The organism is Oceanobacillus alkalisoli, from assembly GCF_021556485.1.
Lineage (GTDB): Bacteria > Bacillota > Bacilli > Bacillales > Amphibacillaceae > Oceanobacillus > Oceanobacillus alkalisoli.
On the sequence record NZ_JAKGBW010000006.1, the window covers coordinates 121,318 to 136,208 of the forward strand.

14 protein-coding genes are annotated in these 14,891 nt (G+C 41.2%); 7 read left to right on the forward strand and 7 right to left on the reverse strand.

Annotation, left to right across the window (positions count from 1 at the left end; translation table 11 throughout):
* Window positions 1-25 precede the first annotated feature (25 nt).
* The gene (locus tag LZD48_RS08070) at window positions 26-325 is read right to left on the reverse strand and encodes an AbrB/MazE/SpoVT family DNA-binding domain-containing protein (protein WP_235762212.1); all 300 of its coding nucleotides are present in this window, start codon (window positions 323-325) and stop codon (window positions 26-28) included.
* A gap of 103 nt (window positions 326-428) precedes the next feature.
* The gene (gene sfsA / locus LZD48_RS08075; RefSeq protein ID WP_235762213.1) at window positions 429-1,112 is read right to left on the reverse strand and encodes a DNA/RNA nuclease SfsA; all 684 of its coding nucleotides are present in this window, start codon (window positions 1,110-1,112) and stop codon (window positions 429-431) included.
* Between the two features lie 196 nt (window positions 1,113-1,308).
* On the opposite strand from sfsA, the gene LZD48_RS08080 reads away from it, so the two are divergent.
* Both LZD48_RS08080 and LZD48_RS08085 read left to right on the forward strand, forming a co-directional pair.
* On the forward strand, window positions 1,309-2,316 hold the full coding sequence (locus LZD48_RS08080) for an MBL fold metallo-hydrolase (RefSeq protein ID WP_235762214.1): 1,008 nt from the start codon (window positions 1,309-1,311) through the stop codon (window positions 2,314-2,316).
* A 1-nt stretch (window position 2,317) separates the two neighbouring features.
* Entirely contained in the window at window positions 2,318-3,688 is a 1,371-nt protein-coding gene (locus LZD48_RS08085; RefSeq protein ID WP_235762215.1) for an FAD-binding oxidoreductase, read from the forward strand.
* Window positions 3,689-3,747: 59 nt separating this feature from the next.
* Here LZD48_RS08085 and LZD48_RS08090 read toward each other — a convergent pair whose 3' ends face one another.
* From LZD48_RS08090 to LZD48_RS08105, 4 genes are all read right to left on the reverse strand, one after another.
* A complete protein-coding gene (locus LZD48_RS08090; protein ID WP_235762216.1) occupies window positions 3,748-4,935 on the reverse strand; it encodes an amidohydrolase in 1,188 nt (395 codons plus the stop codon).
* Window positions 4,936-4,973: 38 nt separating this feature from the next.
* Window positions 4,974-6,395: an MFS transporter gene (locus tag LZD48_RS08095; protein WP_235762217.1), complete on the reverse strand. Its 1,422-nt coding sequence runs from the start codon at window positions 6,393-6,395 to the stop codon at window positions 4,974-4,976.
* 141 nt (window positions 6,396-6,536) lie between these two features.
* Window positions 6,537-7,454: a chemotaxis protein gene (locus LZD48_RS08100; RefSeq protein ID WP_235762218.1), complete on the reverse strand. Its 918-nt coding sequence runs from the start codon at window positions 7,452-7,454 to the stop codon at window positions 6,537-6,539.
* Between the two features lie 648 nt (window positions 7,455-8,102).
* Window positions 8,103-9,074 carry a DMT family transporter gene (locus LZD48_RS08105; RefSeq protein WP_235762219.1) on the reverse strand — a complete coding sequence of 324 codons (972 nt, stop codon included), beginning with the start codon at window positions 9,072-9,074 and terminating at the stop codon, window positions 8,103-8,105.
* Window positions 9,075-9,215: 141 nt separating this feature from the next.
* Between LZD48_RS08105 and LZD48_RS08110 the strand changes: the two genes are divergently transcribed.
* Window positions 9,216-10,094: a LysR family transcriptional regulator gene (locus LZD48_RS08110; protein WP_235762220.1), complete on the forward strand. Its 879-nt coding sequence runs from the start codon at window positions 9,216-9,218 to the stop codon at window positions 10,092-10,094.
* A gap of 75 nt (window positions 10,095-10,169) precedes the next feature.
* Here LZD48_RS08110 and pdxS read toward each other — a convergent pair whose 3' ends face one another.
* Window positions 10,170-11,054 carry a pyridoxal 5'-phosphate synthase lyase subunit PdxS gene (pdxS, locus tag LZD48_RS08115; protein ID WP_438822751.1) on the reverse strand — a complete coding sequence of 295 codons (885 nt, stop codon included), beginning with the start codon at window positions 11,052-11,054 and terminating at the stop codon, window positions 10,170-10,172.
* Window positions 11,055-11,169: 115 nt separating this feature from the next.
* On the opposite strand from pdxS, the gene pdxR reads away from it, so the two are divergent.
* From pdxR to LZD48_RS08135, 4 genes are all read left to right on the forward strand, one after another.
* On the forward strand, window positions 11,170-12,564 hold the full coding sequence (gene pdxR / locus LZD48_RS08120; RefSeq protein ID WP_235762221.1) for a MocR-like pyridoxine biosynthesis transcription factor PdxR: 1,395 nt from the start codon (window positions 11,170-11,172) through the stop codon (window positions 12,562-12,564).
* A gap of 217 nt (window positions 12,565-12,781) precedes the next feature.
* The gene (locus LZD48_RS08125) at window positions 12,782-12,934 is read left to right on the forward strand and encodes a hypothetical protein (protein WP_235762222.1); all 153 of its coding nucleotides are present in this window, start codon (window positions 12,782-12,784) and stop codon (window positions 12,932-12,934) included.
* Between the two features lie 270 nt (window positions 12,935-13,204).
* Complete coding sequence (locus LZD48_RS08130; RefSeq protein ID WP_235762223.1) at window positions 13,205-13,588, forward strand: hypothetical protein; 384 nt, start codon at window positions 13,205-13,207, stop codon at window positions 13,586-13,588.
* Window positions 13,589-13,607: 19 nt separating this feature from the next.
* Window positions 13,608-14,891 carry a glycosyltransferase family 2 protein gene (locus LZD48_RS08135; RefSeq protein ID WP_235762224.1) on the forward strand — a complete coding sequence of 428 codons (1,284 nt, stop codon included), beginning with the start codon at window positions 13,608-13,610 and terminating at the stop codon, window positions 14,889-14,891.

Genomic DNA, 14,891 nt, shown 5'->3' on the forward strand with positions numbered 1-14,891 from the left:
TTTTCAATTTTTTTCATATCATAATCTAATCTTTTTTTAATATAAATGTCTCTTTCTCTTTGTCAATATAAAGAGAAAGGGGCGTTGGTTCCGTGATACCTAATAATCTTCTAAACTCAGCGGGTATCGTAATTGAACCTTTCGTGGAGACGTATCGCTGATTTTTCTTGTCATCGTGATTGGTTTGATAAATCCAAATTTCCTTTCCTTTCAGATGGACTTCAAGTAATGTCCCCGGTTCAAAACCGAGCTCTGTCCGTTCCTTTTTAGGCAAATTAATAATACCCAGTTTGTCGGATGCTTTCACGTTTTTTAGGAAAATCATGTTGCTCACTCCTATGCTCCTTGGATTCGCTACGATTCCAGCATGAAAAAATGTTTCTCATTTATTCCAAAAGAAGGCACAGGAAAAGAAATTTGTTAATAGATTAAATCATGGGGATTGGACGATCGAGTTGAATCGTGGATTCTGTTACATAACATTCGTAAGCTAGTATGCGTACTCCGAGATGTTCCGCCTCTTGTAAAGCTTCGTGAAAAGCAGGGTCCATGGCGTAATGAGGTGTGAATGAGTGACAGCCCTTCATTTGAATGACAAATAAAACGGTCGCTTCATATCCTGCTTGCATCGCTTCAATTAATGTTTCCACATGCTTCCTCCCTCTTATTGTCGGTGCATCGGGAAACATTGCAAGTCCATCTCGTTCCAATGTGACACCTTTCACTTCGATAAAACCACCGCGTGCACCCCGGTAATAAAAAAGATCAAACCGGCTATTCCCGAAGGTAGCCTCCCGTTTTAAATCTCTTATTCCATGAAATTCTTGGATGTTACCTGCGACGAGTGCATCGTAAACAAGCTGATTCGGGATTTGTGAATCGATATTAATCCAACGTGCACCCTTACGTGCCGCAATGATAGAATATCGGGTTTTCCGGTTTGGATTATCTGAGGTTTCTAAAGCAAGCACAGCACCAGGCTGCAAAATTTCGGTCAAGCGACCTGTATTTTTAATATGAACTTTTTCAAGTTCCCCAGCAATATATACTTCAGCGACAAAGCGGTTTAACTTCTTCGCAAAAATTCCTTCCACGACTTTCCTGTACTGCATCTTCTCCCATCCAATCCACTTGTGTTCCTCTGATGCATTTCTATTCCATCAACCTTAAGCATATCATGTTCCACGCTTTATATAAATTTTCATGGAGCAAGTATTTGTATTTAGCGATTTTTACGCTTATGATAGTACTAAGTATTTTCTGTAAAACTCTGACAACTCCCGTGAGAGATTGGAGGAATCCATCTAGATGTGCTATACGATTGAAAAAACAAACACAAAAATTATTCCGCTGGAAGTGCCAGCGCCTAATATGTTAAAGAGCATTAACTTTTATTTACTTCAAAAAAATGACGGTACATTTCTAATCGATGCTGGTCTTGATAAAGATACGTATTGGGAATACTTACTACAGTCCATGCAAGCAAACGGGATCCGGCTCCGTGACCTGACAGCAATTTTATTAACGCATCATCACTTCGATCAAGTTGGACTCGTCCACCGGATTTCTAAAAAATATGAGATTCCGGTCTATATCCACCCGTACGCTCTGCCAAAGATAAAAGGCGACCCGGAATTTCTATATAAAAGCTATTCATTCTTTGCTGATTTACTGAATAAATTAAATACCGGGGATTTCGGAAAAGAACAGGTGAGGGCAAAGTACAAACGGCAAATGAATAATCCGAAAACAGCTCTGAATTGGAATGTAAAAGCGATTGAATCAAATACATTATTCGGCTTTGAAGTGATTGAAATTCCCGGACATGCACCCGACCAAGTAGCTTTTTCCTTACCGGAAGAAAATATAATTTTTATCGGCGATTTATTAATCGATCATTTAAGGAGTAACGCCTTTGTCGAACCAGCCTTAGATGGAAGCCGAATTCCAGCTCTCGCGCAGCATGTAGCTTCACTTGAAAAGATTATTGAACTGAATCCGGAGATTGCCCTGTCCGGACATGGGAAGGTCATCTATGAACCTGCTAAACTAGCGAAAAGAAGACTTGAGGCGATTAAAACAAAAGCAAAAAGTATTAAGGCCGTCATCGAAGCAGGATTCACCACCGGAAGCGAAATTGTGAAAAAGCGACACCCTAACAAATATGAGGATATCTTCCTCACCCTTATGTCCGACACATTAAGCTTCCTTGACTACCTCGAAGCAAAAGACGAGCTAACCAAAAAAGAAAAAAACGGAATCTGGTACTGGGACAAAGGGTCAGAGCACTTGTCCCACAAAGAGAGGAGTCCATAAATTGGAACAACTATTACAGAGGTTAAAAGAAAACTTAACGGAAGATCAGGTAACGACGAATAAAACCGTGAGAGAATTACATGGCCGCGATGAAACATATCTGGCAGAGAGTCTGCCTGATGTTGTCGTCTATCCGAAATCAACTGCCGATGTCGTACATATTATCCAGGTCGCACAAAAATTTAATATACCTGTCACCCCTTTTGGAGTCGGCTCCAGTCTAGAAGGTCATATTATTCCGTACAAAAATGGAATTACGATCGACTTCTCTTTAATGGATAAAATTTTAGAAATTAAAGCAGAAGACTTACTCGTGAAAGTGCAGCCCGGCGTGACGAGGGAGCAGCTCAATAAAGAACTAAAGAAACACGGATTGTTCTTCACGGTTGACCCAGGGGCAAATGCGACACTTGGAGGGATGGCAGCGACAAATGCAAGCGGTACAACCTCTGTTAAATATGGTGTCATGAGAGATCAAGTTAGGGATATGGAAGTCGTGCTTGCTGATGGGAGTATTATCCACACAGGAAGCTTAGCAACGAAATCATCTTCCGGTTATCATCTGAACGGACTTTTTGTTGGCTCGGAAGGTACACTTGGCTGTTTCACGGAATTAACATTGCAAGTATACGGGATTCCAGAACATATTGTGGCAGCTCGTGCAGTATTTCCAAATCTCTCCGATGCTTTCCAGGCTGTAACATCCATTTTACATGCTGGTATTCCAATGGCACGCGTAGAATTTGTTGATGAAGCTTCAATTGTTCAATTAAATAAATTTAGTGATACGGATTATCCTGCGGTCCCTACCCTTTTCCTTGAATTCCATGGGAATGAAGAAGGACTCAAAGCCGATCTCGACTTTGCAAAAGAGATTATGGAGGATCATGGCTGTCAGGAATTTATTTCTGAATCGGATACAGCAGCACGCAATCATTTATGGGAAGCTCGTCATAACTTGGCCTATGCTTTTGCTCATGACTATCCCGGCAAGAAAATGATGCTCACAGATGTAGCTGTACCTATTTCAGAACTCGCCGGCGCAGCAATTTATGCGCGAAAAGAAGTTGATAAGCTAGGTATACCAGGCGGGATTGCTGGACATGTCGGTGACGGGAATTTCCATTCCATCCTAATGGTTGATTTAAATAACGAAGAGGAAATCCAGAAAGCTAAAGCATTCAACAAAAATATCGTATTATATGCTCTTGAACGTGGCGGAACGTGTACTGGAGAACATGGTGTCGGTGTCGGAAAGAAGCCTTATCAGGAGCAGGAACACGGTGCTTCACTTGAGGTCATAAAGCAAATCAAAAAGTCACTTGATCCAAATAATATATTAAATCCAACGAAGATTGTGGACATCGATTAAGAGTTCGAAAAAAATCGCATGGCTTCAAGTCCATGTCTTAAATCCATGCGATTCCCCTCTTAATTTTCCTCAAAATAACTACACACCACATGCCCCACAGCTTTTGCTGCAACGAGGATTGCATCTTCATCAATATCAAATTTTGGATGGTGGTTGAAATATGGTTCTTTTACCCCTTTTGGCGTACAGCCGATAAAGAAATAGCAACCAGGGATTTTCTCAAGATAATAAGCAAAATCCTCAGACGGCGCTAATGGCGGGTATTCTTTCACTTCTTTAATATCCTTGTCATCTACTGCCTTTAATGCTTCTGCAACAAATGTCGTAAAGCCTGGATCATTGTAAAGTGGCGGATAATCCGGCTTATACTCCAGCGTACATCCCACACCAAATTCCACTTCAATTCCATCCGTGATCCGCTTCATTCCCCGGGCAATGACTTCCTCGGTCTCGTCGCTCATATAGCGAATATCGCCTTCAATTTCGATGCTGTCTTTAATGACGTTAAATGTCCCTTTCCCGTCGAAAGAACCAATTGTAATGACACCAACATCCATCGGGTTGATTCTCCGGCTGACGATCGTTTGAACAGCAGTTACAAAATGCGCACCTGCAACAATTGAGTCATTCGCTTTATGCGGGGAGGAACCATGGCCGCCTTGACCTTGAATTTTCAATTTGAAATACGATCTGCCATTAAAAGAATAACCGCTATGATACCCGACAACTCCTGCTTCATCGAGCGGTAAAATATGAATGCCGAAGATTGCATCTAAATCAGCCAATTTACCTGATTGCACGATACTTTTCGCCCCACCAGGCGGTAGTTCTTCTGCATGCTGATGGATTATTTTTATTGTACCGTTCAACTCATCTTTCAATTCAATCAAGCAATCCGCAAGCACGAGCATATATGCCGTATGAGCATCGTGACCACAAGCATGCATGACACCTTCATTTTTCGATTTGAACGGTACGTCCGCTTCTTCTGTAATAGGTAACGCATCAAAGTCTGCCCGGAGTCCAATTGTTTTTCCTGGCTTTCCCCCGGGAATGGTTACGATAATGCCGTATCCATTCCCGACATTCGTCTCCACCTGGACATCTTTACCTTGATAAAAGTCAGCAATATACTTAGCTGTGTTTTCTTCCTCGAAGGACAGCTCCGGATTTTCGTGCAGATAGCGACGAATCTCGATCATCTCATCTTTCCGCGCTTCCAACATTTCGACTAATTTACTTCTCATTTCTCAAATCAACTCCTTTGTTCTAACGATGATTAACCCTAACTTTGTTTTGCAGGATTAACACGCACGGAAGGCCGGACATTCGGTGACGATCCTGAATCTTTCGGAACAAAGAACATGATGGATAGCAAAGAAAGTATCGCAAAAATGACGTTTGTAATGATTCCAGCTGTTGCAGCAACTTCCACACTGAAATAAAGCATGACCGTACTGTATACAGTAGCCGATATTGCGACACCGAACGCATTCCCAAGAGAGCTCGCCATTTTATATACACCTGACGCTTCACCGACTTTATTTTCCGGTGCATGGGAAACCGCTGTGTCTGTCGATGGTGTTGCATACATTCCAAGACCAAGACCGAAAAGAATAAACCCGCCGAATACGGTAATCGTGTAAAGTAAATCCGGCAAGAAGGTGAGTCCCATTACAGCTACTCCAATCAATGTTAGCGTTGTACCCCAAAGCATCGGATTTCTTGCGCCTGTCCGTTGCATAATTTTCTCACCGACCCGAATCATCCCGAGCACGGCAGCAAGGTATCCTAATGTAAGCATACCAGATTGGAATGAACTAAAGCCACGGCCAATTTGTACATACGTATTGGCAACGATTAAGGTACCGGCAACAGCATTCAACAAAAAGTTTGATATCGTCGCACCTGTATATGGCTTGTTTTTAAACATTTTAAAATCGATAAGTGCATGCTCCCGATTATTTTCGTATTTAATGAATCCATAAATCCCAATAATAGTAACGACAGCAAGTGTAATCGTAAGCGGGCTCGTCCAACCAAAATCAGCACCTTGTGTAATGAAGACGTTAAGCGCAAGCATCGTAATAATGAATATCCCTAAACCACCATAATCAAACTTGAACTTGCCTTCTGTTTGCGCTCTGCTTTCAGGTGTGTCTTTCATGAGCCACATAGCAAGTAAGGCAAATACAATCGATATAACAAAAATCCACTTCCATCCAATCGATGTTGCGATAACTCCGCCAAAGAATGAACATAAACCGGAGCCACCCCAGGAACCGATTGACCAATAGCTAAGTGCACGTTGCCTTTCAGCCCCTTCAAAATATTCTTTCATTAATGCAATTGTTGCTGGCATAATTGCAGCAGCAGACAAGCCTTGCAGAATCCGGCCCGCTACTAAAAGGACAGATCCATTTGCTAATACGAGACATAAAGACCCAATCACACTTAAAATTAATCCGACATAGGTGACTTTTTTCCTTCCCATTCTGTCAGCGAGTCCACCTGCCACGACGATGAACATCCCGGAAAATAATGCAGTCAGACTGATTGCCACGTTTAATGTACTAAGTGAAACACCTAAATCTGTTTGGACCGCTGGAACGATATTTACCATCGATTGGGCAAACAACCAGAATGTAATAACTCCAAATACAATCCCGATAATTAATTTATTTGTGCCTTTATATTCCGTTTCCATTAGACTTCCTCCTTCTTTTCCCCTTTTGTTTCTATTGTTTCCTGGAGCAGGAATAAAACAATTGGTTAATCCTGCTTATATAGGAAATAAAAAAAAGCCATTCAAGAACGAATTTATCCTTAAATGACTTTCTTCTCTAACCTATAAAATATATTGATCAATTTCTTTCACAAGATCGACAAGCTGGGGCTTACTTACTTGCGCACTTGCTCCGACCTTTTCTCCTTTATGATACAAATCATCCGTTATGAGCGAGGAGAAAATAACGACCGGAATACCTTTCAAGCGATTATTTTGCTTAATCCGGTGGGTCAGATGATGCCCGTCCATCTGGGGCATTTCAATATCTGTCAGTACGAGCTGGACGAGTTCTTCCGGATGAACCGATTTGTCATTCGCAAGTATTTCCAAGTACTCCCAAGCTTCCTTCCCGTTTTGGAAAACCGTTACATTATCATAACCCGCTTTTTCTAATGTATCCTTCAGAAGTGCACGTAAAACACCAGAGTCTTCTGCGAGAATGATTTTTTTCGTCGTTCGCTCCCGAGGACCTAAGGCTTTAATACTTTCAGCATTCCCGCCTAGTTCGGGACTAATTTCGACAATGATCTTCTCAATATCAAGGAAGACGGCGAGTTTGCCATTATCGAGCTTAATTAGACCTGTTGCATACGGCTGATTGCCAGTGGCTAGTTCACTTGGTTTCTCAATTTGCTCCCAAGAAATCCGGTTGATACGGTTCACTTTATGTACGCGAAACGCGATCTTAATTTGGTTTAGTTCAGCGATAATAAAATGATCTTGTTCCGGATTTGCGGATTCCTTTTTATTTATAATTTCTGAAAGCTTGATGACTGGGATGATCTCTCCTCTTAAATGGATGACACCTTCCACATATTCCGGGGCTTTCGGAATACCTGTTATCGGTAGCGGAGTGATGATCTCTCTTGTTTTTAATACGTTAATGGCGAAGGTTTCATCCCCTAGTTCGAACAAAATAATTTCCAGTTCATTCGTGCCGCTTTCCAATAAAATTCCATTGTTTTTACTTTTTGTCATACCGATTCTCCTATCTCCTCAATGTGAGATACTTTAACTATAGTCTACGGTGTCTCGTCTATATTTTCAATCGATATCGGCATTTCAACTTTTTATTATAACCGTCTATAAAAATTTCACTTTTATCCAAATTCCTCACTACAATTGGTAGCGATCGCTTCAAGGCTTCACGATGCTTTTCATATTGAGGTGGCAATTTGAGTTCCGTCCCAAGTTCGAAAGCACAATAAGTGTTTTTTTACACATTCCAATGACGAAAGAGTTCCAAAAGTTAGATCTTGCAATAACCAGATCGTTGGTGTTGATTTAGGAATTAATTTTCTTGCGACTACTTAATGATAATCAAGGGAGAACTACTGGGTAGGAATAAGCGTAATTGCACTCTATGAAGATAGAGGCACTGTAAAAATTTGACAGACGTAAGCCCCTACTTCAAACAATCCGTAAGAGTGTTCAGCGGTGGGTTGGTGACAACATCACCCATATCCTCTTTTTGGATTTAAAATAATTAAGCATCACAATTCATTATTGTATACTTTTTCCTATCGTACCAGTACGTCAATTTCTTGACTAGCGAAATATCAATAATATAAAAGCTACTCCTATTTCAACGAATAGAAGTAGCTTTTCACATGTATTCATTTTTTATTAAGAGAGATGTTTCGCAAGACGTGAATCGGTGCTTTCTTTCATTTGCTTTTTCCGTACGGTCATTCTTAAATAAATGTTATTACCGAGTAAGGAGACGATAATGAACAATGTACCGATATAATCATAGGCAGTAAGGCTAGTGCCTTGGATAAATGAAATGACAAGTGTTGTGATTGGTACAAAGTTAATGAATAACAGCGCATTAATCGGTGACAAGATCGTTACCCCAACATTCCAGCCTACAAGTGCAATAACTCCGGGGAATATCGTCATAAACGCCAGGTGCGGACTTGTCACAGCTAGCGTCTCAACCGTTGGAACCGATACATAGCCAGTTAGTGTTAAAACGGCGACAATAACTACCGCAGTACCTGTTCCAAGCAAACAACTTAACGTCGAATAACGTAAAGCAGACCAACCAGCAAATTGCGGTCCGCCCATCGTATAGACAACCCAGCCGATCACAGCAATAAAAATCAAGAAGGATGGGAACATATTGCTCGTTGCACCGAGGAAGGATTGGATATCTCCCTTTGTAATCACCATGATTGCTCCGACAAAAGCTAGCACGACGAATCCTAAAGTAAGGCTTTTCGGTAATCTTTTATATAGTAAGGAGACAATCACGATGGAAATCATCGGCATTAATGCTTCCATGACCGATGCAACCATGATTCCAGGCTCCCCTAATAAATCTTCTCCCCAGAAAATCAGTAAATTATAAACGGTAAATGCCATTGTACCGAAGAACCATAATTGCTTTCCTTTCCCTTCCAAACGGAAAGCCTGTTTTCCTTCTCTCCATAATAAAGACGCCACTAAAATGACGCTCACACCTACATAACGAATAATCGTAAAATAAAATGGATCGATATGTCGAAACGCCGAATGGGCCACCGGGAACATCGCACCCCAGGAAGCCGCAGCGATAAAACAAAGAATCGCTCCATACCACAAACTATTTCTCATTCCTGCCCTTTCCCCTCTCTATATCTAGTCTGCTCTTAGTTTCTAATATTTTAGGTATCTTGTAAAACGAATTAAAATGATGACATCCATCATTTTTGGTGATACCATAAAATTATATATAGACATAAGGGGGGGAATGCAATGGAGCTGAAGGATTTGGAAATATTCCAAGTCGTCGCTGAAAAGGGGACGATTACAGCTGCGGCGAAAGAACTTCGCTACGTCCAATCCAATATCACATCCCGGATTCAAAAATTGGAAGAAGAATTGAATACTCCATTATTTAATCGGCACCGGCGTGGTATGACGCTGACACCAGAAGGGAAAAAGCTTTTGACATATGGTGAGGAAATTACATTACTCGCAAAGGAAATGAAGAAAGCGGTGCAAAGTAAAGAAGAGCCTGCCGGGAGACTCGAAATTGGCACCATCGAAACGGTCTTCCAACTGCCAAATATCCTTGCTGCATTCGATAAAAAATATAAAAATGTCGATTTATCTCTGTATTCCGGAGTGACTGGCCAATTGGAGAAGCAAGTATTGGAGCAACAGTTAGATGGGGCTTTTGTGACAGCAGGGAACTTTTCTCCAGAAATTGCGGCTCACGAGGTGATTGAAGAAGAACTCGTACTTATTGCCCATTATGAAGCAGATTTGACTGATGCGATCCATGAAGAACCCGTTCTTTGTTTTTCAAAAGGCTGTGGGTACCGCTCCCGTTTGGAATCTTGGTATGAGGATCAAAGCATGCATCCGAAGAAAATGATGGAGTTCGGAACATTGGAGACGATTCTACGTAGTGTCGTCGTTGGGCTCGGCATTGCTTTTGTCCCGCGGTCATCGGTTACGCACTTGGAAGAAAGCGGGCTTATCTCCTGTTATTCTTTGCCGGACGAGTACAGTAAAGTAAAAACAATGTTCATCCGGAGAAAGGATACATTTTTCACCAATACCTTGCAAAAGTTCATTGAAACAATTGAAACGAATAAAGATATGGAGATCCATTCACTTAAATATTGAAGGAAATGGAACATGGGGTCAGAGCATTTGTCCCAGTTTTGGGACAAATGCTCTGACCCCAGTGTCCCGCTTCAATTATTTGCCGCGTTCTTGCATTCTTTCGTGTTCGTTTAGTGTGGAGATGTCGATTCCTTTCATGGCGGAACCTAATTCTTTGGATAGTTGGCCGATTAATTCATAGTCCTGGTAATTTGCTGTTGCTTGAACGATTGCTTTGGCGAATTTTTCTGGGTTTTCCGATTTGAAAATTCCTGAACCGACAAATACACCATCTGCACCGAGTTCCATCATTAATGCTGCGTCAGACGGAGTTGCAACCCCTCCTGCTGCATAGTTCGCTACCGGTAATCTGCCTGCTTCTTTTATTTGTTTTAAAATTTCATAAGGAGCACCAAGAATCTTTGCTTCAGTCATTAGTTCATCATCATTCATTACCGAAACTTTCCGCACTTGCGCTTGCACTTGGCGCATATGACGAACAGCTTCCACAATGTTTCCTGTTCCAGGTTCACCTTTCGTACGAATCATTAAAGCACCTTCCCCGATTCGGCGAGCAGCTTCCCCTAAATCTCTTGCACCACAAACAAATGGTACGGTAAAATCACTTTTCAGCAAATGGAATTCTTCATCTGCAGGTGTGAGCACTTCACTTTCATCAATGAAATCTGCTCCAAGCCCTTCCAGCACGCGTGCTTCAACAATATGGCCGATTCGCGCCTTTGCCATGACCGGAATATTTACTGCTTGAATTACTTCCTCAACAATGCGTGGATCTGCCATCCGCGCTACTCCACCCGCTTTTCGGATATCTGAAGGCACACGTTCTAATGCCATGACAGCAATTGCACCACTTTCTTCCGCAATCTTTGCCTGCTCCGCATTAACGACGTCCATGATGACCCCGCCTGTTTTAATTTTCTCCAATACTTCCGCGTGTTTTGTCAGTCCCTGAATTGCCAACTGGACCACTCCTTTGATTTATTTAGATTTTAGTTTATTATAAAGATATAGTGATACCATTAAAAGAATCAGATTATCACCTTTTGATAGGGTCAGATTACAAGGAGGTCCCTAAATGGATATGTTAACTTGTCATTTAGAGCGTGAAAGCGAGATCCCGCTCTATGAGCAATTATATAATTTTATAAAAAAAGAAATTATGGAAGGAAGAATTAGATATGGCTCGAAGCTACCATCGAAACGTAAACTTGCGGATTTCTTAAAGATAAGTCAGAACACGATTGAACAAGCATACGACCAATTAGTCGCGGAAGGTTATCTTGAGGCAAAACCAAGAAGAGGCTATTTCGTCCTCGCCTCGGAAGACCTCGAATATATACAGCCAGCGCGAACGATTCAAGAATATCAAACCAAACAAAAACAATTCCGTTATGATTTCCATCCAAGCTGGATTGATACCGAGCATTTTCCCTTTGCCAAATGGCGGAAATACGCGAAAGATATTATAACGAAGGACAATCAAAAATTACTTCTCATGGGAGATCCACAGGGAGAGCTTAGTCTAAGAGAAGAAATCGCAACTTATATTTACCAAGCCCGCGGGGTACAATGCTCCCCCGACGACATTATTCTCGGAGCCGGTATTGAGACGCTATTGCAGCAATTTATCCTACTTATGGGGAATACGACGACTTATGGTGTGGAAGACCCCGGTTATCACGTCATGTCACGGATGCTCAAGCACTATCCGAATAAAGTGTATCCTTTACAAGTCGATAACGACGGCGTCAAGATTCAGAAACTAGAGCGGACACCGATTGATATCATGTACGTCACCCCGTCACGGCAATTCCCTTTTGGTTCCGTCCTTTCAGCGAACCGCAGGATTAAATTACTGAACTGGGCAGCGGAGATGGATGATCGCTATATCATTGAAGATGATTATGACAGTGAATTCCGCTATACTGGAAAATCGATTCCCTCCCTGCAAAGCTTAGACCAGAATGAAAAAGTCGTCTATCTTGGCACCTTTTCCAAATCACTGATCCCGTCCATTCGAATCAGCTATATGGTGCTGCCGAAGCATTTGATGAAGCTTTACCGAAAAAAATTATCTTATTTCCAGTGCTCCGTTTCCCGAATTGACCAGCATATTCTCACGCAATTTATGCGGGAAGGCGATTTTGAAAGACATCTCAATCGGATGCGGAATGTGTACCGGAGGAAAATGGAATTGACAATAGATACACTTGCTTCTTTTAAGAACTTTGTCGAAGTGATCGGGGACTTATCCGGATTCCATGTCGTATTGAAGATAAAAAACGGCATGTCGGATGCAGAGCTTGTTGAAAAAGCTTCCGAAGCCGATTTAAAAATTTACCCACTGTCCTATTATGTGATGGAAAAGCAATTCGGTGTAGAACCGATTATTTTACTTGGATTTGCAAGTATCCCGGAAGCGGAATTGGAGGAAGCGATTCAGTTGTTGATGGGGTGTTGGGATAAGTAGAAATAAGCCTTTGTTTCACTAAAATTTATGAGTGGGAGGGATTGCTTGATGGATAAGGAATCGTGCAAACGTCTAAACCACATATTGACATCTACGTGATAATGTAAAGCACTACTAAATTGTCACGTTATTTTCTCAAAAACCATTTTCTTCACATCTCCTTCCCTTACCGGTACAATTGAAGAACCAAATAAAATAAACTTAGGAGGTATCCACCATGCGCTGCGGCGAAAAGTGTTTTCACGTAACAATCGAGAAAGAAAATGATACAAAAAATATCCCCGTTTATGCCAGAACTCAAATCGAGGCAAGGAAGGCGATCCGCCGAAAATACGGAAAAGAAGTTGAAATTCGTACCATCACAAGATAGATACTCGATCTAGCGATTAAACTTTCAGATAAAGTTATCATACTTACTCCCCGCTGTTAGCTCTTTTTTCCCAGTTCATAATCTGCCCCTTCCCTATATTTGAGCATGAAGCACCTTTCAGATTCGATCGTATCATTAAAAACGAATTTATCTAGAGAAAGGGTGCTTGGATGCTGAAGAAAATACTGGCGACGTGTTTTATGGTCTAGTGAATGCTTCAGACTATGGTGATGGAGAAATTCAAGTTGTTTTTTCCATGAAGAAGACGGAATGCAGGAAGAACTGACAGAGATCGTCGAGATTGACCACGTGTATGATGAACACGATGTAACACTTGATTTGGTCAATCATCGTCTCTTTATTAAAATGGAAAATGGTATAATGGCTTACGATGCAACTACATATGAGCTTCTTTGGACAGATGCTTATGGAACAATTGCTGACAGAGAAACCGAAGAAAATAATCATACATATACAATGTATAACGTGTATACGGATGACTATATCTATGCATATACCGATGGATTAGGTAGTGTAAGTACACCTTCGAAGCATCTGTTTAGTGTCATTGATGCAGCAACTGGGGAAGTGCTCGAACACTACAATCTTAGAAGGGTTATAAAAATCCAATCCTCTCATATATATAATGGATAACCAGAATGGAGGTATCCATATGAAAGCAATCAGTGCTATTCTAATGGACTATCCGAATTCCGCACACCTGCACCGGGCATTAAACTCACTGCATAACCTTGCTTCCAAGCTGCACTCCATCACTATCCTGCAAGAAAAAAATGTACCGCTCCCGGCACCCGCGAATCCAAGTCTTTTTCCGAATATAACGATTCATATCTACCAGCCGAATGGGTTTGGAAAGCTGTTAAATAAAATAATCGCGCAACAAAAAAGCGAATACATTCTTTTTCTAAAACAATCCGAGTATCTTTCCCCTACAATTAAAGATGACTCACTCCAATTGAAGTCGTCCCAGAATGTAATGAATCATATCTATTCAGTAAAAACTCTTTCAATCCCTTCCCCCTTCTTAGCCCGGACAACTTATTTACAGAAACAGCCATTTTTACTCGATCATCAACTCCCATTCAAAGAAGCCATTTTTTCCACATGGCTTTCCACCATCGATGATACTTTGAAAACAAATAAAAAAAATCTAGTTAACCGAGCGAAAGAAAATACAAGCCGGGACCGGATGGAAAAACTTCGATTACTTGAAAAGTATCACTACAAGAAAACCTCCACAGAACACCCCAGTCTCACCATACTGATGGCAAATTATAATATGGAAAATTATGTGGAAACCGCTGTTACCTCTTGCCTTTTTCAAACCGAAAGACCAGAACAAATTTGCATTATGGATGATGGTTCTACCGACAATTCTTACAATCAACTAAAAAACTGGCAGCGTGAACCGGACATCCAATTATTCAGGAAACAGAATGAAGGAAAAGCGAGGGCGTTGAATGATTTATTACCATATGTTACTTCTGATTTTATTTTGGAATTGGATGCGGATGACTGGCTCGATGCGGATGCCATCTCTGTTATCAAAAGTCATCTCCTTCATTTACCTGAGGATGTCGCCGTCTTATATGGAAATTTCCGGAGATGGAAGCAACGGGAAGGTAATATTCTTTTCCAGAACATAGCGACAGGCAGACCAGTCCATGGAAGAAAAGCTTTATTATCCTACCCCTTTCCGCTTGGTCCACGAGTCTACCGGACATCCGCATTGAAAGCAGTTGGCGGGTTTCCCGTCATTCCTTTTAAAAATGGCAGATTGTTTGAGGATGTAAGTGTGTTGCACCGTTTGCTAAAAACATACCGTTTTCAATATAAAAACTTTACCGTTTATAATATCCGAAAACATGAGGAAAGTATTACAAGGAAAAATGAAAATCTCTGGAATCAATTTTTAAATCATTTATATAGACTGTAG